A 20,436-nucleotide genomic window follows, 5' to 3' on the forward strand; every position below is an offset into this window, starting at 1 on the left:
GCCGTCGACCGGCACGCACATCGTCGGTCGACGCCCCGGTCCCGCCGCAGATCTGGGGTCGCGGCCGTGCGCCGGCTGGCCTATCGTCGTCGCATCGCCGCACGCAGTGCTGGCGCATCCACTGAGCGAGGGAGCTCTCATGACCACCGCCGCCGCGCACCCCAACACGCACCGCCGCGCGCTGAAGTCCGGCACCGCAGCAGCCGTCGGCACCACCATCGAGTGGTACGACTTCTACGTCTACGCGACCGCCGCCGCGATCGTGTTCCCGACCGTCTTCTTCCCCGACGCCGACCCCGCGATGGGCACGCTCGCATCCTTCGCGACCTACGCCGTCGCGTTCTTCGCCCGCCCGCTCGGCGGCATCATCTTCGGCCACGTCGGCGACCGCCTCGGCCGCAAGCCCGCGCTGACGATCACGCTGCTCCTCATGGGCATCGCGACCGTGCTCGTCGGCCTCGTGCCCGACTACAACACGATCGGCATCGCAGCCCCGATCCTGCTCATCGCGCTGCGCATCTGCCAGGGCCTCGCGGTCGGCGGCGAGTGGGGCGGCGCGAGCCTCATGTCGGTCGAGAGCGCCCCGCCGAAGTGGAAGACCTTCTACGGCGGCTTCACGCAGCTCGGCAACCCGCTCGGCGCGCTGCTCGCGACCGGCGCCTTCTGGATCCTCGCCGCGATGGGCGACGACGTGCTCATGACGTGGGGCTGGCGCGTGCCGTTCCTCGCGAGCATCGTGCTCATCGGCGTGGGCCTCTGGGTGCGCTGGCGCGTCGAGGAGACGCCGGTGTTCGAGGAGAAGGTGCAGGAGCGCCAGCAGTCGACGCCGCTCGTCTTCGCGCTCAAGAACAACTGGTATCCGATGCTGCTCGGCTTCGGCATGGTCGGCATCGCGTCGGGCGGCTACTACCTCGCCACGACCTACGTGCAGAGCTACGCGACCTCGCCCGACGTCGGCCTCGACGCCGAGATCATCCTCGGCGCCATGACGGTCGCCTCGTTCGTCGAGGCGCTCGTGACGCTGCCGCTCGCCTACCTCGGCGACAAGTTCGGCCGCAAGCGCCTCATGTACCTCGGCATCGGCCTCTCGGTGCTGCTCGTCGTGCCGCTCATCCTCGCGATCGGCGCGCACGAGGTCGCGCTCATCTACGTGCTCGTCTCGGCCATCCGCCTGACGATGAGCGGCACGTGGGCCCCGCTGTCGGCGCTCATGTCGCAGATGTTCCGCCCGCAGTCGCGCTACACCTCGATGTCGCTCTCCTACGGCGTCGGCGCGGCGGTCTGGGGCGGGCTCTCGCCCGTCGTCGCGGCCGCGCTCTTCGCCGCGACCGGCAACATCTGGACCGTCATCGGGCTCTACGCCTTCCTCGGCGTCGTCGCGTGGGTCTCGACCGCGCTCGCGCCGCAGCACTCCGACGAGGCGCCCGTGACGAAGTCGTTCGAGCCGCGGCTCGACACCACCGCCGTCCAGCGACCGAAGGGGGAGTGACGTGCGCCGCCTCGCCACGTTCGACGACCGGGACTCGCGCCCGACGATCATCACCGCCGACCGCATCCTGACGGTCGACGACGGGCAGCCCGAGGCGCGCGCGATGCTCACCGCGGGCGGCCGGATCCTCGCGATCGGCGAGGTCGCCGAGGTCGAGGCGGCCGCGGCCGGGATGGACGCCGAGCGGGTGGACCGGCCGGGGACCACGATCGTGCCGGGCTTCATCGACGCCCACGCGCATCCGCTCATGTACGGGCAGCTGCTCACGTGGATCGACGTGTCGCCCGCGAAGGCCGGCTCGATCCCCGAGATCGTCGAGCTGCTCCGCGAGGGCGCGAAGCGGCTGCCGGCCGGCGTGCCGATCCGCGGCTACGGCTACGAGCAGCGCAACCTCGCCGAGCGCCGCCACCCCACGCGGCACGAGCTCGACGAGGTGGCGCGCGACCGCGAGGTGTACATCATGAACGCCTCCGGCCACGGCGGCGTCGTCAACTCGTTCACGCTCGAGCGCTACGGCGTCACGCGCGACACCCCGAACCCCGAGGGCGGCGAGTTCTTCCGGGATGCGTCGGGCGAGCTCACGGGGGAGCTCTCGGACGCCGCGTGCAACGTGCTCACTGGCCTCCACGGCGTGAAGATCGGCCACCACGGCCCCAACTTCCACCTCGCCGACGAGCCCGCCGAGCACCAGCGGCAGCTCGACCTCGTGCAGCGCGAGTTCCTCGCCGGCGGCGTGACCGCGATCGGCGACGCGCAGGTGTCGAAGCGCGAGCTCGCCGCCTACCTCGAGATGGCCGACCGCGGCGCCCTCTCGATGCGCGTCTCGATGTACTTCCTCTCCCACCTGCTCGACCAGGTGATCGAGCTCGGCATGACCGGCCCGTTCGGCAACGCCTTCCTCTCGGCGACCGGCATCAAGCTCTACGCCGACGGCACGCTCGGCGGGTGGACCGCCTACTTCCCGGAGGGCTACGTCGGCGACCCGTGCCGCACGGGCCAGCTCTACCACGACCCCGAGGAGTACGCCGGGCTCGTGCGCCGCGCGCACGCCGCGGGGCTGCAGACCGCGACGCACGCGCAGTCGCCGACCGCGATCGCGATGGTCGTCGACGCGCTCGAGGCGGCGCTCGCCGAGCGGCCCGACGCCGACGCGCGCCACCGCATCGAGCACTGCGGCCTGCCCACCGAGGGCGACATCGCCCGCATGGCCGAGCTCGGCATCCGGCCCGTCAACCAGCCGCAGCACCACTACAACTGGGGCGAGGGTGTCGAGCAGGCGATCGGCACGCCCGGCGAGCGCTTCAACCCGCTCGGCGAGTTCGTCGCCGCGGGCGTGCCCGTGACGATCTCGTCCGACGCGCCCGTCGCCGAGCCGCGCCCGCTCGAGGCCATGCAGGCCGCCGTGACGCGCGTCACCCGCCGCGGCACGAAGCTCGGTCCCGACGCGCTGCGGATCGACGCGGCGACGGCGCTCCGCGCCCACACCCTCGAGGGCGCCGTCTCGATCGGCCGCGAGCACGAGCTCGGCTCGCTCGCGGCCGGCAAGCGCGCCGACTTCGCGGTGCTCTCGGCCGACCCGCTCGCGGTGCCGGGGGAGGAGCTCGCCGCGATCCGCGTGCTCGAGACGTGGGTCGACGGCTCGGCGCGGTACGCCGCGGAGCAGCCGTGACGACCACCGTCGGCCACGCGGTCATGGCGACGCTGCGCGCCTATGGCGTCGACACCGTCTTCGGCATCCCCGGCACGCACAACCTCGAGCTCTACCGGCCGCTCGCCGAGCTCGGCATCCGCCCTGTCACGACGAGGCACGAGCAGGGCGCGGGCTACGCCGCCGACGGCTGGTCGCAGCGCACGGGCCTCCCCGGCGTCGTCGTCACGACGAGCGGCCCGGGCCTGCTCAACGCGCTCTCGGCCGCCGGCACGGCGTTCGCCGAGTCGCGGCCGATGATCCTCATCGCGCCCGGACCCGAGCGCGGCCGCGAGTTCGCCGACGCGGGCACGCTCCACGAGACGAAGGACCAACTCGGCGCCGCGAGCGCGATCGTCGAGCGCGCCGTGCGCGCGCAGTCGCCGGCGGAGGCCGTCGAGGCCGTGCACGACGCCTTCGCGCTCTTCGCGACCGGCCGGCCCCGCCCCGTCTACCTCGAGCTGCCGCTCGACCTGCTCGCGGAGGACGCGGGCCTGCCCGACGACGCGCTCGTCGCGCGCGAGTCCGCGCCGCGCCCCGCGATCGACGGCGGCCTCGTCGCCGCGGCCGCCGCGCTGCTGCGCGAGGCGGCCGACCCCGTGATCCTCGCTGGCGGCGGCTCGCGCGGTGCGTGCGAGGAGCTCCGCGCCCTCGCCGAGCGGCTCGGCGCCCCGGTCGTCACGACGCTCAACGCGAAGGGCGTGCTCGACGAGCGCCACGAGCTCTCGCTCGGCGCGAACCTCCGCCTCGCCGCGGCCCGCGACCGCGCCCGCGACGCGGATGTGCTGCTCGTCGTCGGCTCGAAGCTCGGCGAGGCCGAGCTCTGGGTCGACCGGCTCGAGGCGCGCGGCCGCGTCATCCGCGTCGACGTGCTCGAGTCGCAGCTGCAGCGCAACCAGCAGGCCGAGCTCGGCATCGTCGGCGACGCGCGCGCCGTGCTCGCGGTCCTCGCCGCCGAGCTCGGCGAGGGGCAGCCGCGCGACGCCGCCGCGGGAGTCGCGGCGACGCTCGAGCGCGTGCGCGCCGAGTCGTTCGAGCTCTCGGCCGAGAACACCGCGATCGCCGAGGCGATCGCCGCGGCGCTCCCGGCCGAGGCGATCGTCGCGACCGACTCCTCGCAGATCGCCTACTGGGGACTCGTCAACGCGCTGCGCGCGAGCGAGCCCGGCACCGCGCTCTACATGGCGACCTACGCGACGCTCGGCTACGGCCTGCCCGCGGCGCTCGGCGCCCGCGTCGCGAGCCCCGAGCGGCCGACCTTCGCGGTCGTCGGCGACGGCGCGCTCATGTTCTCGGTGCAGGAGCTCATGACGATCGTCGAGCAGCGGCTCGACGTGACGGTCATCGTGGTCGACAACGGCGGCTACGCCGAGATCAAGCAGAACGAGCTCGACGCGGGGATCGCGCCCGTCGGCGTCGACCTCGCGCAGCCCGACTGGGCGAGGCTCGCGGATGCGTTCGGCGGCACGGGCCGCCGGGTCGCCGACGCCGCGGGGCTCGGCGAGGCCGTCGACGCGGCCCTCGCCGCGGGCGGGCTGCAGCTCATCCACATCGAGCAGGCGGCGTTCGACGCCGGGCCGCGCACGGCCGACGACGCGAAGGAGCAGGGATGACGACGCAGCTGACCGCCGAGGCGAAGGCGACCGCGCAGGCCTGGATCGACGAGCAGCTCGAGCAGCTCACCGAGTGGCACACCCGCATCTGGGAGCTCGCCGAGCCCGCGTGGCGCGAGTACCGCTCGCAGCGCTGGTACGTCGAGCTGCTGCGCGCGGAGGGCTTCGAGGTCCAGGACGGCTCGGCGGGCATGCCGACCGCGTTCAGCGCCCGCTGGTCGAACGGCGAGGGCCCCACCCTCCTCACCTACGCCGAGTATGACGCCGTGCCCGGCAACAGTCAGGCGGCCGCGACGAGCGAGCAGCCGCGCGAGGGCCTCTCGCGGTTCGCGCCCGGCCACACCGACCCGCACTCCGCGCTCGGGATCTCGACGCTCGCGGGGCTCCTCGCGACGAAGCACGCGATGCAGCAGCACGGCATCGGCGGCACGCTCCACTACACGGGCGAGCCCGCCGAGAAGATGCACGGCTCGAAGGTCGTGCACGGCCTCCGCGGCTACTACGACGACGCCGACGCGATCGTCTCGTTCCACCCCTTCTACATGCTGCCGCTGTGCAACACGGCGCGGTGGGACACGCAGTGCGGCGCCTACTACTCGAAGGTCTACTCCTTCGTGTGCGACCACCCCGAGTCGTGGCAGCTCTCGAGCGCCGACCCGAACTCGCCCATCCCCGCCTCGCACTCCGCGGCGCGGGCGCCGGGCGCGAACGTCTCGCTCATGCAGATGTACACGGCCTCGCGCACGATGCTCGACTCGATGCTCCCCGCGACGGGCGGCTGGAGCTTCTCCGACGCGATCCTCACCGACGGGCAGGCGACGGCCGACAACCTGCCGCAGCGCGTCGCGCGCATCCAGTTCTCGTGGCGCACCCCCGACGTCGAGATGGCCGAGCACATCCTCGCCGTGCTCGACCGCAACGCGCAGGCGGCGGCGATGATGGGCCACTGCGAGGTCGAGGAGCGCTGGATCGCCCGCAGCCGCCCCGGCCGCACGAACCACGCGATGGCCGAGGTGCTCTACGCCAACCTCGAGCGGGTCGGCGCCCCGAGCTACGGCGACGAGGCGATCGCGGTCGCGCAGGAGATCCAGCGGAGCCTCGGCCTCGAGCCGAGCGAGCGGCCGTTCCTCGCCGAGACCGAGCAGCTCATCGCGCCGCGGGAGGCGGAGCGGCTGCTCCGCGAGCACATGCCGGCGTGGCAGCGCAACTGGACGAGCGACGACTACGTCGAGATGTCGCACTACGCGCCGCTCGTGCGCTTCTACGTCTCGCGGCCCGCGCTGCAGCCCGTCGAGGGCGCAGGGCCCTACCCCGCGTGGGTCATGAACGCGCTCGGCGGCATCCCCGCGACGATCGCGCCGACGATCGTGACGGCGGGCAAGACGGTCGCCGGCACCTTCCTCGACCTCCTCACGCGGCCCGAGCTGCTCGCGGCGGCGAAGGCAGAGTTCGACGAGCGGGTCGCGGCCGAGCCGATGCCGGCCCTCCTGCCCGCCGACTTCGAGCCGCCGATCGACCTGCCGTGGCCCGACTACGCCGGCGCGGGCGACGACCGCCGCTGGTGACACCGGCGCGAGAGAGGGGCACCCGCCGCGTGAACTGACCCCCGGGAGTTGGACTGAGTAATTCAGTTCCGACTCCTGGGGGTCAGTCATATGGACCAGCGAAGTTCGCTGACGGAGCAGCAGCGCGAGTTCGCTGTAGCGTGCTTCGAGGAAGGTCGCGGCGAAAAGTCGGTCGTGACGGAGTTGGGCGTGAGCGGGCCGGCGGTGAAGCGGCTGTACGACCGCTGGCGCGTGCGTGGTCGAGGAGCGCTGGTGACCAAGCCGACGAAGCAGTCCTACCCGTTCGAGATCAAGCTCGCGATCGTCACCCGGTTCCTCGGGGGCGAATCGAAGGTCGCCCTCGCTCGCGAGTTCGAGCTGTCGTCGCCGAAGCTCATCGAGACCTGGGCGCGCAAGTATCGCAACGATGGTGAGGAAGCGCTGCGGCCGAAGCCCTTGGGCAGGCCGCCCGGCTCGGCGCCGCCCGCAGGCGGTGAGGAATCGGAGCTGCAGCGGCTCCGGCGGGAGAACGAGTACCTGCGGGCTCAGAACGCCTACCTGGGAAAATTGCAGGCCTTGATGGACCAGCGACGACGGACAAGGTGAACGCCGTCGTCGCCCTCAAGGCCGACCACCCCCTCACCGCCCTGCTGACGGTCGCCGGGCTCGCCCGGTCGACGTTCTTCTACCACCAGGCGCGCCTCGACGCCGAGGACAAGCACGCAGGCCTGAAGGCCGAGATCGAGCGGATCTTCGACCGCTGCAACGGCCGCTACGGGCATCGCCGCATCCGCGACCAGCTGCGTGCCGCCGGCTGGGCGGTGTCGAAGAAGACGGTGCTGAAGCTGATGCGGGAGCTCGGGCTGCGGTGCCAGATCCGCCGCAAGCGCTACGCCTCGTTCAAGGGCGAGGTCGGCAAGATCGCCCCGAACCTGCTGCGACGGGACTTCACCACCACCGCCCCGAACCAGAAGTGGGTCACCGACGTGACCGAGTTCCGCGTCGGCGACCGCAAGCTCTACCTCTCGACCGTGATGGACCTGTTCGGGCGAGAGATCATCGGCCACGCGACCAGCTCGTCCCCGAACCTCGAGCTGACCAATAGCTCGCTGCGGCAGGCGCTCACGCGGCTCACGCCGCGCGAGCAGCCGATCGTGCACTCCGACCAGGGCTTCCAATATCAGCACGCGACCTGGCGCAGGCTGCTGGAAGGTCGCGCGGTCCAGTCGATGTCGCGCAAGGCCAACTGCCTCGACAACGCCGTCATGGAGAGCTTCTTCGGCCACCTCAAGGACGAGCTCTACTGCAACACCACGTTCCTCAGCACCGAAGCGCTGACCGCGGCGATCGACGACTACATCGCCTGGTTCAACACCGAGCGCGGCCACTCAACGCTCGAGGGCCTGAGCCCGGTGCAATACCGGACCCAGGCCCTCGCGGCGTAGGCTCCTACTTGGCCAGTCCAACCTTCGGGGACCAGTTCACGCGGCGGGTGCCCCTCTTCGTGGGGGTCGGCTACTTCGCGACGCCCGGGTGCGTCATCGACAGCAGGTCGAGCGCCTTGTCGAGGTCGGCCTCGGTGAGCTCGCCGCGCTCGACGTAGCCGAGGTCGATGACGGCCTCGCGCACCGTGATGCCCTCCTTGACCGAGTGCTTCGCGATCTTCGCCGCCGCCTCGTAGCCGATGAGGCGGTTGAGCGGCGTGACGATCGAGGGGCTCATGCCCGCGAGCGCCGCGGCGCGCTCGAGGTTCGCCTCGAGGCCCGCGATCGTCTTGTCGGCGAGCACGCGCGAGGCGTTCGAGAGCAGCCGGATCGACTCGAGCAGCGCCGTGCCCATCACCGGGATCTGCACGTTGAGCTCGAACGAGCCCGACGCGCCGGCCCACGCGATCGTCGCGTCGTTGCCGATGACGCGCGAGGCGACCATGAGCACGGCCTCCGGCACGACCGGGTTGACCTTGCCCGGCATGATCGACGAGCCCGGCTGCAGGTCGGGGATCGCGACCTCGCCGAGGCCCGTGTTGGGGCCCGAGCCCATCCAGCGCAGGTCGTTGTTGATCTTCGTGAGCGAGACCGCGATCGTGCGGAGCGCCCCGGATGCCTCGACGAGACCGTCGCGGTTGGCCTGCGCCTCGAAGTGGTTGCGCGCCTCGGTGATGGGCAGCCCGCTCGACGCGGCGATCTCGGCGATGACCTTCTCGGGGAAGCCGAGCGGCGTGTTGATGCCCGTGCCGACCGCCGTGCCGCCCTGCGGCACCTCGGCGACGCGGGGGAGCGCCGCCTCGATGCGCTCGATGCCGTAGCGAATCTGCGCGGCGTAGCCGCCGAACTCCTGGCCGAGCGTGACGGGCGTCGCGTCCATGAGGTGCGTGCGGCCGGGCTTGACGGCGTCGGCCCAGAGCGCCGCCTTCTCCTCGAGCGCCCCGGCGAGGTGCTCGAGCGCGGGGATGGCCTGCTCGACGAGCGCGCCGGTGACGGCGATGTGCACCGAGGTCGGGAAGACGTCGTTCGACGACTGCGAGGCGTTGACGTGGTCGTTCGGGTGCACGGGCTCGCCGCGGTGCTTCGTCGCCAGCGTCGCGAGCACCTCGTTCATGTTCATGTTCGACGACGTGCCGGAGCCCGTCTGGTAGGTGTCGACCGGGAACTGGTCGTGGTGCGCGCCGCCGATGACCTCGTCGGCCGCCGCCACGATCGCGTCGGCGATCGACGCCTCGAGGATGCCGAGGTCGCGGTTCGCGATCGCGGCGGCGCGCTTGATGCGCGCGAGCGCGACGATCTGCGCGGGCTCGAGGCCCGAGCCCGAGATGGGGAAGTTCTCGACCGCGCGCTGCGTCTGCGCGGCGTAGAGCGCGTGCTTCGGCACCCGCACCTCGCCCATCGTGTCGTGCTCGATCCGGTACTCGACGTCGTTCACTGCGCTGTGCCTCTCACTCGGGTTCGCCCTGCCGGGCTCGGTTCTCTCGTCACTCGACGGCCGTCAGCGCTGCGCTGACGGCCTCGACGAACGTCTGGATCTCGTCGTCGGCGGCGGTGCCGGCGACGACGACGGTGGATGCGTCGTGCTCGGTCGTGAGCACGAACGCGAAGTTCCCGGGGTCCTCGGCGTCGCGCTGGTCGTGCTCGGTCCACGTGAGCCCGCCGACCGTGCGCTCGCCCGACTGGACGGCGACGGCCCCGTCGGTCGCGGCGAGCAGCCACGTCGGGTTGGCGTCGAGGGCCTGCGTGAAGGAGACGAACTGCTCGGCGGGCGTCACGTAGCCCGCGTACCAGGTCGTGACGCCATCGGCGCCGACGCGGATCTCGGCCGCGTTCGAGTCGAAGCCCTCCGGCAGCTCCGGCGCGATGAGCGGTGCGCCCACGCTCGGCTCGGCCGAGGCGGCGGCAGCGGCGACGTCGATCGGCTCGCGGGGCGGCGGCGAGGGCCGCAGCACGACGAGCACCATGACGAGCACGAGGCCGAGGCACGCGACGATCGCGACGATGAGATTGGAGAAGGTCTGGTTCTCGCGGTGCCGCCTCGACGCGGCCGCCTTGCGCGCGGCCGCCTCCTCCGGCGTCTCCGGGCGGCCGAGCTCGGCGACGACCCGGGGCTGCTTGGGGCTCATGCCTCGGCAGCCCCCTCGGCGGGCGCGGTCGCGCGCGCGGCGTCGAGTCGCGCCTTCGCGCCCTGCAGCCACTGCTCGCAGCGCTCGGCGAGGGCGTTGCCGCGCTCCCACAGCGCGAGCGACTCCTCGAGCGACGCCCCGCCCGACTCGAGCGCCTGGACGACGCGCACGAGCTCGTCACGGGCCTGCTCGTAGCTCAGCTCTGCGACAGCGTCGCTCGCGGGGGTGGTCACGGTGCCAGTCTACCGTCGGGCCGCCGACGTCGAGCGCTCATGCAGGCGCGATCGGGGGACGCCTGCGAGGATCGATCCATCCCCACCGCCGACCGTCAGGACGTGTTCACCGTGCCCTCCGCATCCGCCGCGACCATGGCCGAGATCGAGCGACTGCTCCGATTCGACACCACGAGCCGCGACTCCAACCTGCCGCTCATCGACCACGTCGCCGCCCTGCTCGGCGACCTCGGCATCGAGTCGACGCTCGTGCCGAGCCCCGACGGCGCGAAGGCGAACCTGCTCGCGACGATCCCCGCCGCCGATGGCAGCGTGCGCGGCGGCATCGTCCTCTCGGGCCACACCGACGTCGTGCCGGTCGACGGCCAGGCGTGGTCGAGCGCGCCGTTCGAGCCCGAGGTGCGCGACGGCCGGCTCTACGCGCGCGGCAGCGCCGACATGAAGTCGTTCCTCGGCGTGCTGCTCGCGAAGGCGCCCGCGATGGCGTCCGCGCGGCTCGCAGAGCCCATCCACCTCGCCCTCTCGTACGACGAGGAGGTGGGCTGCGTCGGCGCGATCGACCTCGTGGCCGAGATCGAGCGGCGCGGCATCGAGCCCCGCGGCTGCGTCGTGGGGGAGCCGACGAGCATGCGCATCGTGCGCGGCCACAAGTCGATGAACGTCTTCCGCGTCGACGTGCGCGGACTCGCTGCGCACTCCTCGCTCACGCCGCAGGGCGAGAACGCGATCGTCGCGGCGGCCGAGCTCGTGCGCTTCGTGCAGGGCGTCGCCGACGAGCTGCGCGCCGAGGGGCCCTTCGACGAGGGCTACGTCGTGCCGTTCACGACCGTGAGCGTCAACCGCATCGACGGCGGCATCGCGATCAACACGATCCCCGCCGAGTGCACGGTGCACTTCGAGTTCCGCGCGCTCACGACCGTCGACCACGAGGCACTCGTCGAGCGCTTCCGCGCCGAGTGCCGGCGCATCGAGGCGGGCATGCGCGAGCGCCACCCCGGCGCGAGCGTCACGCTCACGACCACCGCCGCCGCGCCGGGCGTCGACACGCCCGCAGACGCCGACATCGTCGCGCTCGCCGCCGCGTGGGGCGCCGAGCCGAGCGACGACAAGGTCACCTACGGCACCGAGGCCGGGCTCTTCGCCCAGGCCGGCATCCCCACCGTCGTGTGCGGCCCGGGCGACATCGCCCAGGCGCACGCGCCCGACGAGTTCATCGAGCTCGAGCAGATCGCGCGCTGCGAGGCGTTCGTCGACCGGCTCATCGCCGCCCTCAGCACGCAGGAGACCGCATGACCGCCACCGTCCAGGCCACTCCCGAGCGGCTCGCCGCCGCGCGGAAGGCCGTCATCTCGAGCTCGATCGGCGCCGCCCTCGAGTGGTTCGACATCATCGTCTACGCATCGTTCGCGGTCGTCATCACGCGCAACTTCTTCCCCGACGCGGGCGAGTACGGGCTCATCTACACGTTCGCGACCTTCGCGACGACCTACCTCATCCGCCCGCTCGGCGGCATGATCCTCGGCAGCTACGCCGACCGCAAGGGCCGCAAGAACGCGCTGACGCTCACGCTCATGCTCATGATGGTCGGCACGCTGCTCATGGCCGTCGCGCCGACCTACGCCGTGGTCGGCGTGTGGGGCGGCGTCATCATCCTGCTGTCGCGGCTCATCCAGGGCTTCTCGGCGGGCGGCGAGTTCGGCACCGCCACGACGTTCCTCATCGAGACCGCGCCCCACAAGAAGATGTTCTACGCCTCGTGGCAGATCGCCGCGCAAGGCGCGTCGATGCTGCTCGCCTCGGCGTTCGGCTTCGCGCTCAACACCTGGCTCACCGAGGAGGCGCTGAACGACTGGGGCTGGCGCGTGCCGTTCTTCGTCGGGCTGCTCATCGGCCCCGTCGGCCTCTACATCCGCGCGCGGCTCGCCGAGCCCGAGGAGCTCGGCGTGCAGGAGCGCCGCAAGTCGCCGCTCGGCGCGCTGCTGCGCGAGCACTGGGGCCGGCTGCTCGCCGGCTCGGCGGTCATCGGCGTCGCGACGATCTCGGTCTACATGATCCTGTACATGCCGACGTTCGCGATCACGAACCTCGACATCCCGCCGACCGCCGCGTACCTCGGCGGCGTCGTCGCCGGCACGATCACGATCTTCGGCTCGCCTTACGTCGGGCGGCTCGCCGACCGGGTCGGCCCCGCCAGGATCATGACGTGGGCGGCGGTCGCCGCGCTCGTGCTCGCGTGGCCGATCTTCCAGATCATCGTGAGCCTGCGGAGCGTCGCGGGGCTCGTCATCGCGATCGGCCTGCTCGGCATCATCATGACGTTCTACTTCGCGCCGCTGCCGGGGCTGCTCTCGAACATGTTCCCCGCCGAGGTGCGCGGCACCGGGCTCTCGGTCACCTACAACGTCGGCGTCACGGTGCTCGGCGGCATCGCGCCGCTCGTGCTCACGTGGCTGCTCGAGGTCACCGGCAACCTCAACACGCCGAGCGTCTACTACATGGCGATCGCGGTGCTGTCGCTCGTCGGCCTGTACTTCGTGCGGAAGCGCTACCGGCTCTCGTGAGGGCCAGCGCCGCTCACGCCTCGGCGTGGGCGGCGCGCACCTCCGCGTCGAGCGCGCCGCGCGCGAGCGTCACGAGCAGTGCGTCGCCCGCGCCGAGCTCGGCCGCGTCGCGTGCGACCGAGCCCGATGCCGTCTGCACGACCGCGTAGCCGCGATCGAGCGTCGCCTGCGGGCTGAGCGCCCGGAGCGTCTGCCTCAGGTGGTCGAGCCGCTGGTGCGCGACGTCGACGAGGCGCGCGGCGAGCTCGTCCGAGCGCGCCGTGAGCCGCGCGAGGTCCTCCTCGCGCGCGTCGACGATCGACTCGGGGCGCGCGAGCGCCGGGCGCGAGCGCACGGCCTCGAGCCGCTCCGCCTCCCGCGCGACGAGCTGGGTGACGCGCTGCCGCAGCTGCGCGCGGGCCTGCGCGATGCGGGCGAGCTCCTCGGCGACGTCCGGCACGACGCGCTTCGCCGCGTCCGTCGGCGTCGATGCGCGCAGGTCGGCGACGTCGTCGAGGAGCGGCCGGTCGGCCTCGTGGCCGATCGCCGAGACGATCGGCGTCGTCGCCGCCGCGACGGCGCGCACGAGCCGCTCGTCGCTGAAGCCCAGCAGGTTCTGGAAGTCGCCGCCGCCGCGGGCGATGATGATGACGTCGACGTCGGGGTCGGCCTCGAGCCGCTCGAGCGCGGCGAGCACGGTCGGCACGGTCGCATCGCCCTGCACCGCGGCGTGCTCGACGCGGAACTCGACGCCGGGCCAGCGCAGCTGGGCGTTGCGCAGCACGTCCTTCTCGGCGTCGGAGTCCCGGCCCGTGATGAGGCCGATGCGCCCGGGGAGGAAGGGGAGCGGGCGCTTCCGCGACGCGTCGAAGAGCCCCTCGGCCGCGAGCGAGCGGCGCAGCGCCTCGAGCCGCGCGAGCAGGTCGCCGAGCCCGACGTGGCGGATCTGCTGGGTGATCATCGAGAGCGTGCCGGCGCGCGGCCAGTAGTCGGGCTTGACGAGCAGCACGACGCGGTCGCCCTGGCCGAAGTCGCCTTCGATCCGCGCGAGCGTCGAGCTCCACACGTTGAACGCGACGGTCGAGTCGCCCGAGACGTCCTTGAGCTTGCCGAAGACGTTGCCGCGCGAGGCCGACCACTGCGTGATCTCGCCCTCGACCCACAGGTGGCCGAGCCGGCCGATGTAGCCCTTGAGCTCGGCGCCGAGCCGGTCGACGCTCCACGGCTCGTCCGGCGTGCCCGTGATCCGCTCGGCCATCCCGCTCCTCTCGCGGCCGCCCCGCGGAGAACCGGAGGACCGGGGCAGCCCATAGGTCGGCATCGTAGACTGGACCGGTGACCATCACGAACGGCAGAGTGCCCCTCGACGCCCCGCGTCCGGTGCTCCGTCGGGGTCGCCTGCAGGCCGTCCCGACCGACGAGCCCAAGCGCATCCTGCTCGCGACGCCGCGCGGCTACTGCGCCGGCGTCGACCGCGCGGTGCTCGCCGTCGAGAAGGCGCTCGAGCAGTACGACGAGCCCATCTACGTGCGCAAGGAGATCGTGCACAACAAGCACGTCGTCTCGGCGCTCGAGGCCGAGGGCGCGATCTTCGTCGACGAGGTGGATGCGGTGCCCGAGGGCGCGCGCGTCATCTTCAGCGCGCACGGGGTGAGCCCTGCCGTCGTGCAGGCCGCCGAGGATCGCGGGCTCTCGGCGATCGACGCGACGTGCCCGCTCGTGACGAAGGTGCACCGCGAGGCCGTGCGGTTCAGCCGCGACGACTTCGAGATCCTGCTCGTCGGCCACGAGGGCCACGAGGAGGTCGAGGGCACCGCGGGCCACGCGCCCGACCGGGTGACGATCGTCAACAACCCCGACGAGGCCGACACCGTGCAGGTGCGGAACCCCGACAGGCTCGTGTGGCTCAGCCAGACGACGCTCTCGGTCGACGAGACGATGGAGACGGTGCGGCGGCTGCGCGCGCGCTTCCCCAACCTGCAGGACCCGCCGAGCGACGACATCTGCTACGCGACGCAGAACCGCCAGGTCGCGGTCAAGAAGATCGCGCCAGAGGCCGACCTCGTGATCGTCGTCGGCAGCGCCAACTCCTCCAACTCGGTGCGGCTCGTCGAGGTCGCGCTCGAGCACGGCGCGAAGGCCGCGCACCGCGTCGACTTCTCGACCGAGATCCAGCAGGAGTGGCTCGAGGGCGTGCGCACGATCGGCGTCACGAGCGGCGCGAGCGTGCCGGAGGGGCTCGTGCGCGAGGTGCTCATGGAGCTCGAGGACGCGGGCTTCGGCGACGTCACCGAGGTGCGCACCGCCGAGGAGGACCTCATCTTCTCGCTCCCGAAGGAGCTGCGGCCGAGCCGTCGCCGCTGACCGGCTTCCTGGCGTCATCCAGCATGCGTGGATACGCTCGCCGCATGGCAGACGTGCAGCAGGACGACCAGTGGGCCGAGCAGATGGCTGACGGCGAGGACTTCGACGAGTCGATGGGCGACCCGGCGGACGACGACCGCGTGCTCGCCACCGACGAGCTCGACGAGATCGGCGACGACGACGCCCCGGAGGGCGCCGAGTCGCGCGACGAGGAGTGGGAGGGCGACGACCCCGCCGACATCCCCGACGAGCACGGCGGCACGCAGGCCGGTGTCGACACCGACGACAACGGCGTCGACGACACGACGCTCCCGGAGGGCACGGACAGCATCATCGACGCGGGAGATTGGGAGTAGGACCATGGCGGAGCGACGAGGCTTCATGGCACGGCTCACGCGGTTCTGGCAGGGGCTGACGGGCTCGGGTGTGCGCACGTACGGCGACGACTCGCTGCCCGGCGCGCACGACGGCGACCCCGCCGCGCAGGCGAACGCCGAGATCCAGACCCGCAACCGGCTGCAGTTCGGCACGAAGCACTGACCGCGCACCGGCGTGACGAAGGGCCCCGCCGCGGCGGGGCCCTTCGCACGTCTGCCTACTTGCTCGACCAGCCGGCCGAGCCGAGCTGCTGCGTCGCCTCGACGACGCGCTGCGCCATCGCCGACTCGGCCGTCTTGCCCCACGAGCGGGGGTCGTAGACCTTCTTGTTGCCGACCTCGCCGTCGATCTTGAGCACGCCGTCGTAGTTCGAGAACATGCTGCCCGCGATGGAGCGCGTGTACGCGTACTGCGTGTCGGTGTCGATGTTCATCTTCACGACGCCGTTCCGCACCGCCTCGGCGATCTCCTCGTCGCTCGAGCCCGAGCCGCCGTGGAAGACGAGGTCGAGCGGCTTCGCATCCGTCCCGTACTTCTCGGCGAGGCCCGCCTGGATCTCACCCAGCAGCTCGGGGCGCAGCTTGACGTTGCCCGGCTTGTAGACGCCGTGCACGTTGCCGAACGTGAGCGCCGCCATGTAGCGGCCGTGCTCGCCGAGGCCGAGCGCCTCGACCATCGCGATCGCGTCGTCGAGCGTCGTGTAGAGCTGGTCGTTGATCTCGTGGCTCACGCCGTCCTCCTCGCCGCCGACGACCCCGATCTCGACCTCGAGCACCTGGCCGAGGGCGTGCGTGCGGGGGAGGATCTGCTTCGCGATCTCGAGGTTCTCCTCCAGCGGCACCGCCGAGCCGTCCCACATGTGCGACTGGAAGAGCGGCGCGCGACCTGCGCGCACCTCCTCCTCGCTCGCCTCGAGCAGCGGCATGACGAAGCCGTCGAGCGCGTCCTTCGGGCAGTGGTCGGTGTGGAGCGCGACGGTGATGGGGTAGGCCTTCGCGACCTCGGTGGCGAAGCGCGCGAACGCGATCGCCCCGCCTGCGCGGTTCTTGACGCTGTGGCCGGCGAAGTAGTCGGCGCCGCCCGTCGTGACCTGGATGATGCCGTCGGAGCCGGCCTCGGCGAGCCCCTGCAGCACGGCGTTGATCGTCGAGGAGGATGAGACGTTGATGGCGGGGTAGGCGAAGGCGTTCGACTTCGCCTTGTCGAGCATCTCGGCGTACTGCTCGGGCGTTGCGACGGGCATCGTGCGGCTCCTGACTCGTCTGTGGCGCGAGCCGCCAGGCGCGGCGTCGCGGGATCGGTCTCAGTCTAGGCTTCAGGCATCCGCAGGGGGCGAGCCCCTCGGCTCGAGGAGGGTCAGCATGCAGCACGACGACATCGTCCGCGCGGCGCTCGACCGCATCGTCGCGGCGCTCGCGGAGGCGAGCGACGACCTCGACGGGCTCGACGCGGTCGCGAGCGACGGCAACCACGGCCAGCACATGCTCTCGGGCGCGACCGCCGCGCGCGACGCGGCCGCGGGCGCGCCCGCGGGCGCAGCGCTCTCGGCCGCCGCCGAGGCGTGGCGCACGGGCGCGGGCTTCTCGAACCCGCTGTGGGGCACGGTGCTGGGCGCCGCCGCCTCCGTCGAGCGGCAGGGTCCGGTCGCCATGATCGACGCGGCGCTCTCAGCGCTCCACGCGATGACCGACGCGAACGTCGGCGACAAGTCGGTCGTCGACACGCTCGTGCCCGCGCTCGACGACGCGCGCGACCACCTCGTGCGCGGCGAGACCGTGACGGTCGCCGCGGCGCGCGCCGCCGACATCGCCGAGGAGGCCGCGCTCGAGACGGCCGCGCTCGAGGCGCGCTTCGACGCATCTAACCCCGACATCGGCTACCCCGACCCCGGCGCGACCTCGTCGGCCGTCATCCTCGGGGCGCTCGCCGCGACGATCGCCGAGCTGAGCGACGACGCCGACGCGTGACGCGCAGTCGCGCCGCGCCCGCATGGCCTGGCCCAGGCATCCGCATCACTAGGCTCGAGGGCAAGGCCAACCGATGGAGGACACCGTGGCGACCAGCTCCGATTCGATGACGGCACCGGTCTTCGAGCACCCAGACCGCAACCTGGCGATGGAGCTCGTGCGAGCCACCGAGGCAGCGGCGATCCGCGCGGTGCCGTGGATCGGGCGCGGCGACAAGAACGCCGCCGACGGCGCCGCGGTCAACGCGATGCGCACGTTCCTCGCGACCGTCGCGTTCGACGGCGTGGTCGTGATCGGCGAGGGCGAGAAGGACGAGGCGCCGATGCTCTTCAACGGCGAGCACGTCGGCAACGGCCGCGGCCCCTCGTGCGACATCGCCGTCGACCCCATCGACGGCACGTCGCTCACGGCGGCCGGGCGCCAGAACGCGCTGAGCGTCATCGCGGTCGCCGATCGCGGCACGATGTACGACCCGGTCGACGCCTTCTACATGGACAAGCTCGTCGCCGGCCCCGAGGCGCACGGCGTCATCTCGCTCGAGCAGTCGATCGGCGACAACCTCCGCGAGCTCGCGCGCGCGAAGGGCAAGGACGTCGGCGAGATGGTCGTCGCGATCCTCGACCGGCCGCGGCATGCGCAGCTCATCGACGAGATCCGCTCGGCGGGCGCCGGTACGCGCCTCATGCGCGACGGCGACGTCGCGGGCGGCATCAACGCCGCGCGCTGGGAGACCCGCATCGACATGTGCGTCGGCGCCGGCGGCACGCCCGAGGGCGTCATCACCGCGTGCGCGATCAAGGCGCTCGGCGGCTTCATGGAGGGCCGCCTCGCGCCGCAGAGCGACGAGGAGCACCGCAAGGTCGTCGCGGCGGGGCACGACCTCGACCGCGTGCTGGGGCTCAACGACCTCGTCGCGAGCGACAACACCTACTTCGTCGCGACCGGCGTCACCGACGGGCAGCTGCTCGACGGGGTGCGCCGCAAGGGGCCGCTCATCCGCACCGAGTCGCTCGTGCTGCGCTCGAAGACCGGCACCGCGCGCCGCGTCATCGCCGAGCACCGCAGCGACAAGTGGCTCGAGTCGAAGGCCTGATCGCCTGAGCCGCTGATCGCCTGAGCCGCTGAGCGCCTGCGGGCGCCGAGCGCCTGCGGGCGTCGAGGCGAACCGGACCCCTTCTCCCGAACGGGACCCGACATGCGGGGCCCCGTTCGGCGGAACGGGTCCGCGAAGGGCCGGGACTTGACGACTCGACCTGTTCTCGCCGAGTCGAGCCGTTGCAGCGGGTCGAGTGAGCGAAAGCGGGTCGGCTCGTTGCTGGAGGCGGTCGGGTCGGCGGGAGTGGATCGAGTCGCCGTACCGGTCGTCACCGAGAGCCCCTGGCACGGCGGATGCGGTGCACTCGGCGAGGCGCGTGCGGCACGATGGTGCCGTGGCCGGCACGCGACTCGTGGGCATCGACCTCGCGCGGCTCGCGGCCGTCGCGGGGATGATGGCGGCGCACACCGTCCTTTGGGAAGCGCCGGCGCCGGGCGTCGTCGCACTCGTCGACGGACCGCCGTCGACGCTGTTCGCCGTGCTGGGCGGTGTGAGCGTCGTGCTCGCCGCGCGGCAGCGGCTCGCGGCGGGGGATCGGCGGGGCGCGATCCGCTCGACGCTCGCGCGCGGCGCGGTCGTCGCCGTGCTCGGCGTCCTCGTGGCGCCGCTCGCGACCGCGGTCTTCGTCGTGCTCGTGCCCTTCGGCGTCGCCATCGCGCTCGCCGGGCTGCTGCTGACGCTGCCGTCGTGGGCGATCGCCGCGCTCGCAGCGGCGCTGTGGGCGGCGGGCGGCTCGCTCGCGGCGATCGCCCGCGAGAGCCTGCCCGCGGAGCTCGTCGAGCCCGAGGGGCCCGGCGACGCGCTGCTCGCCGGGGCGGTCGACGTCGTGCTCACGGGTGTCTACCCGGTCGTGACGTGGCTCGCGTACCTGCTCGTCGGGATGCTCCTCGCTCGCGCGCTGCTCGCGGCCCGCGCGCGCGGCCGGGAGCGGCGGGCGCTCGCCACCGTCGGCGTGGCCGGTGCGGCGCTCATCGCCGCGGCCGTCGCGGCGAGCGAGCTCGGCGTGCGGCTCGTCGCCGAGGCGGTGCTCGAGCAGCCCGCCGAGGCGATGCGCGACTCGATCCTCATGAACGCCTACGGCGCCGCGCAGGGCACCGAGCCCGCGTGGCAGCTCGTCGCCGCGCCGCACTCGGGCACGCCCACCGACATGGCGCGCACGGTCGGCATCGGGCTCGTCGCGATCGCGCTCCTCGGGCTGCTCGCCGCGTCGCTGCCGCCGCGCGCGCTGCGCGCGCTCGAGCCGCTCCGCGCGGCGGGCGCGGCGCCGCTCACGATCTACGTCGTGCACGTCGTGCTGCTCTCGACGCTCGCGCTCGCCGCCCCTGAGCTCTCGACGGGGTGGGGAGCGTGGGCCGCGCAGCTCGCCGTCGCGATCGGGATCGGGGCGATCCTCGCCGCCTCGCGCGCCCGCGGGCCGCTCGAGCGGCTCGTCGGCGCGGCTGCGACGCGCGCCGCGGGCCCGCGCGAGCCGACCGCGCCCGCCCGGGCCGAATGAGCGCATCCGCCCCTTGACACGCCATCCGCGTCGTCGTACATTGCCAAGTGGTTATAGAACTGGGTGGTGATGAAGATGCGAGCGCAGCGACTCGACGACGAGCAGCTCGACCGCATCTTCGCCGCGCTCTCCGACCGCACGCGCCGCCGCATCCTGCTGCGGCTGCGGTCGGGGCCCGCGACCGTCACCGAGCTCACCGCGCTCGCCGGGCTCAGCCAGCCGGCCGTCTCGAAGCACTGCAAGGTGCTCGAGGAGGCCGGCCTCGTCCGACCCGAGCGCGACGCGCAGCGCATCCACCGCATCATCGAGCTCGCGCCGCTCATCCGCGCTGCCGTCTTCGTCTCGCAGTTCGAGGTCCAGGTCGACGCCCGACTCGACCGCCTCGAGGCGCACCTCCAGTCGGGAACCGATGAGGAGTGA

The 20,436-nt window shown here is 72.6% G+C and carries 20 protein-coding genes; 15 read left to right on the plus strand and 5 right to left on the minus strand.

Features of this window, described 5'->3' with window-relative positions:
- Positions 1-139: 139 nt before the first annotated feature.
- The 6 genes from L332_RS24965 to L332_RS30160 all read left to right on the plus strand — a co-directional run bounded on the left by L332_RS24965 (position 140) and on the right by L332_RS30160 (position 7,778).
- A complete protein-coding gene (locus L332_RS24965; RefSeq protein ID WP_021011040.1) occupies positions 140-1,489 on the plus strand; it encodes an MFS transporter in 1,350 nt (449 codons plus the stop codon).
- Position 1,490: 1 nt separating this feature from the next.
- On the plus strand, positions 1,491-3,158 hold the full coding sequence (locus L332_RS24970; RefSeq protein WP_021011041.1) for an amidohydrolase: 1,668 nt from the start codon (positions 1,491-1,493) through the stop codon (positions 3,156-3,158).
- Between the two features lie 23 nt (positions 3,159-3,181).
- A complete protein-coding gene (locus L332_RS24975) occupies positions 3,182-4,789 on the plus strand; it encodes a thiamine pyrophosphate-binding protein (protein ID WP_052588717.1) in 1,608 nt (535 codons plus the stop codon).
- A complete protein-coding gene (locus tag L332_RS24980; RefSeq protein WP_021011043.1) occupies positions 4,786-6,354 on the plus strand; it encodes a zinc-binding metallopeptidase family protein in 1,569 nt (522 codons plus the stop codon). The genes L332_RS24975 and L332_RS24980 overlap by 4 nt, the downstream gene beginning before the upstream one ends.
- A 90-nt stretch (positions 6,355-6,444) precedes the next feature.
- Entirely contained in the window at positions 6,445-6,939 is a 495-nt protein-coding gene (locus tag L332_RS30775; RefSeq protein WP_021065063.1) for a helix-turn-helix domain-containing protein, read from the plus strand.
- On the plus strand, positions 6,936-7,778 hold the full coding sequence (locus L332_RS30160; RefSeq protein ID WP_021065064.1) for an IS3 family transposase: 843 nt from the start codon (positions 6,936-6,938) through the stop codon (positions 7,776-7,778). Before L332_RS30775 ends, L332_RS30160 begins: the two co-directional genes overlap by 4 nt.
- Positions 7,779-7,848: 70 nt before the next feature.
- Here L332_RS30160 and L332_RS24995 read toward each other — a convergent pair whose 3' ends face one another.
- Genes L332_RS24995 through L332_RS25005 form a run of 3 tightly spaced genes read right to left on the minus strand, consistent with a single transcriptional unit; the run spans position 7,849 to position 10,176 of the window.
- On the minus strand, positions 7,849-9,252 hold the full coding sequence (locus L332_RS24995) for a class II fumarate hydratase (RefSeq protein ID WP_021011044.1): 1,404 nt from the start codon (positions 9,250-9,252) through the stop codon (positions 7,849-7,851).
- Between the two features lie 49 nt (positions 9,253-9,301).
- Entirely contained in the window at positions 9,302-9,943 is a 642-nt protein-coding gene (locus L332_RS25000; protein ID WP_021011045.1) for a DUF4245 family protein, read from the minus strand.
- Positions 9,940-10,176, minus strand: coding sequence for an exodeoxyribonuclease VII small subunit (locus L332_RS25005; protein WP_021011046.1), 237 nt, complete (start codon positions 10,174-10,176; stop codon positions 9,940-9,942). The genes L332_RS25000 and L332_RS25005 overlap by 4 nt, the downstream gene beginning before the upstream one ends.
- Positions 10,177-10,278: 102 nt before the next feature.
- Between L332_RS25005 and argE the strand changes: the two genes are divergently transcribed.
- Positions 10,279-11,469, plus strand: coding sequence for an acetylornithine deacetylase (gene argE, locus L332_RS25010; RefSeq protein ID WP_021011047.1), 1,191 nt, complete (start codon positions 10,279-10,281; stop codon positions 11,467-11,469).
- Entirely contained in the window at positions 11,466-12,737 is a 1,272-nt protein-coding gene (locus tag L332_RS25015) for an MFS transporter (RefSeq protein WP_021011048.1), read from the plus strand. The genes argE and L332_RS25015 overlap by 4 nt, the downstream gene beginning before the upstream one ends.
- 13 nt (positions 12,738-12,750) lie before the next feature.
- Here L332_RS25015 and xseA read toward each other — a convergent pair whose 3' ends face one another.
- Positions 12,751-13,974: an exodeoxyribonuclease VII large subunit gene (xseA, locus tag L332_RS25020; RefSeq protein ID WP_021011049.1), complete on the minus strand. Its 1,224-nt coding sequence runs from the start codon at positions 13,972-13,974 to the stop codon at positions 12,751-12,753.
- 83 nt (positions 13,975-14,057) lie between these two features.
- Between xseA and L332_RS25025 the strand changes: the two genes are divergently transcribed.
- Genes L332_RS25025 through L332_RS30380 form a run of 3 tightly spaced genes read left to right on the plus strand, consistent with a single transcriptional unit; the run spans position 14,058 to position 15,620 of the window.
- Entirely contained in the window at positions 14,058-15,080 is a 1,023-nt protein-coding gene (locus tag L332_RS25025; RefSeq protein ID WP_052588722.1) for a 4-hydroxy-3-methylbut-2-enyl diphosphate reductase, read from the plus strand.
- A gap of 44 nt (positions 15,081-15,124) precedes the next feature.
- Entirely contained in the window at positions 15,125-15,436 is a 312-nt protein-coding gene (locus L332_RS25030) for a hypothetical protein (protein ID WP_021011051.1), read from the plus strand.
- A gap of 25 nt (positions 15,437-15,461) precedes the next feature.
- Positions 15,462-15,620, plus strand: coding sequence for a hypothetical protein (locus L332_RS30380; protein ID WP_021011052.1), 159 nt, complete (start codon positions 15,462-15,464; stop codon positions 15,618-15,620).
- A 55-nt stretch (positions 15,621-15,675) separates the two neighbouring features.
- Here L332_RS30380 and fbaA read toward each other — a convergent pair whose 3' ends face one another.
- Positions 15,676-16,701 (minus strand): class II fructose-bisphosphate aldolase, encoded by a 1,026-nt coding sequence (gene fbaA, locus L332_RS25035; RefSeq protein WP_021011053.1) that lies wholly within the window; start codon positions 16,699-16,701, stop codon positions 15,676-15,678.
- A 118-nt stretch (positions 16,702-16,819) separates the two neighbouring features.
- Here fbaA and L332_RS25040 point away from each other — a divergent pair, with 118 nt between their 5' ends.
- From L332_RS25040 to L332_RS25055, 4 genes are all read left to right on the plus strand, one after another.
- Positions 16,820-17,425 (plus strand): DAK2 domain-containing protein, encoded by a 606-nt coding sequence (locus L332_RS25040; protein ID WP_021011054.1) that lies wholly within the window; start codon positions 16,820-16,822, stop codon positions 17,423-17,425.
- A 106-nt stretch (positions 17,426-17,531) separates the two neighbouring features.
- Positions 17,532-18,518: a class II fructose-bisphosphatase gene (gene glpX, locus L332_RS25045; RefSeq protein ID WP_031223965.1), complete on the plus strand. Its 987-nt coding sequence runs from the start codon at positions 17,532-17,534 to the stop codon at positions 18,516-18,518.
- Positions 18,519-18,855: 337 nt separating this feature from the next.
- Positions 18,856-20,016: a heparan-alpha-glucosaminide N-acetyltransferase domain-containing protein gene (locus L332_RS25050; protein ID WP_021011056.1), complete on the plus strand. Its 1,161-nt coding sequence runs from the start codon at positions 18,856-18,858 to the stop codon at positions 20,014-20,016.
- Positions 20,017-20,085: 69 nt separating this feature from the next.
- Positions 20,086-20,436, plus strand: coding sequence for an ArsR/SmtB family transcription factor (locus L332_RS25055; RefSeq protein WP_021065066.1), 351 nt, complete (start codon positions 20,086-20,088; stop codon positions 20,434-20,436).

This window comes from Agrococcus pavilionensis RW1 (assembly GCF_000400485.1).
Classification (GTDB): domain Bacteria; phylum Actinomycetota; class Actinomycetes; order Actinomycetales; family Microbacteriaceae; genus Agrococcus; species Agrococcus pavilionensis.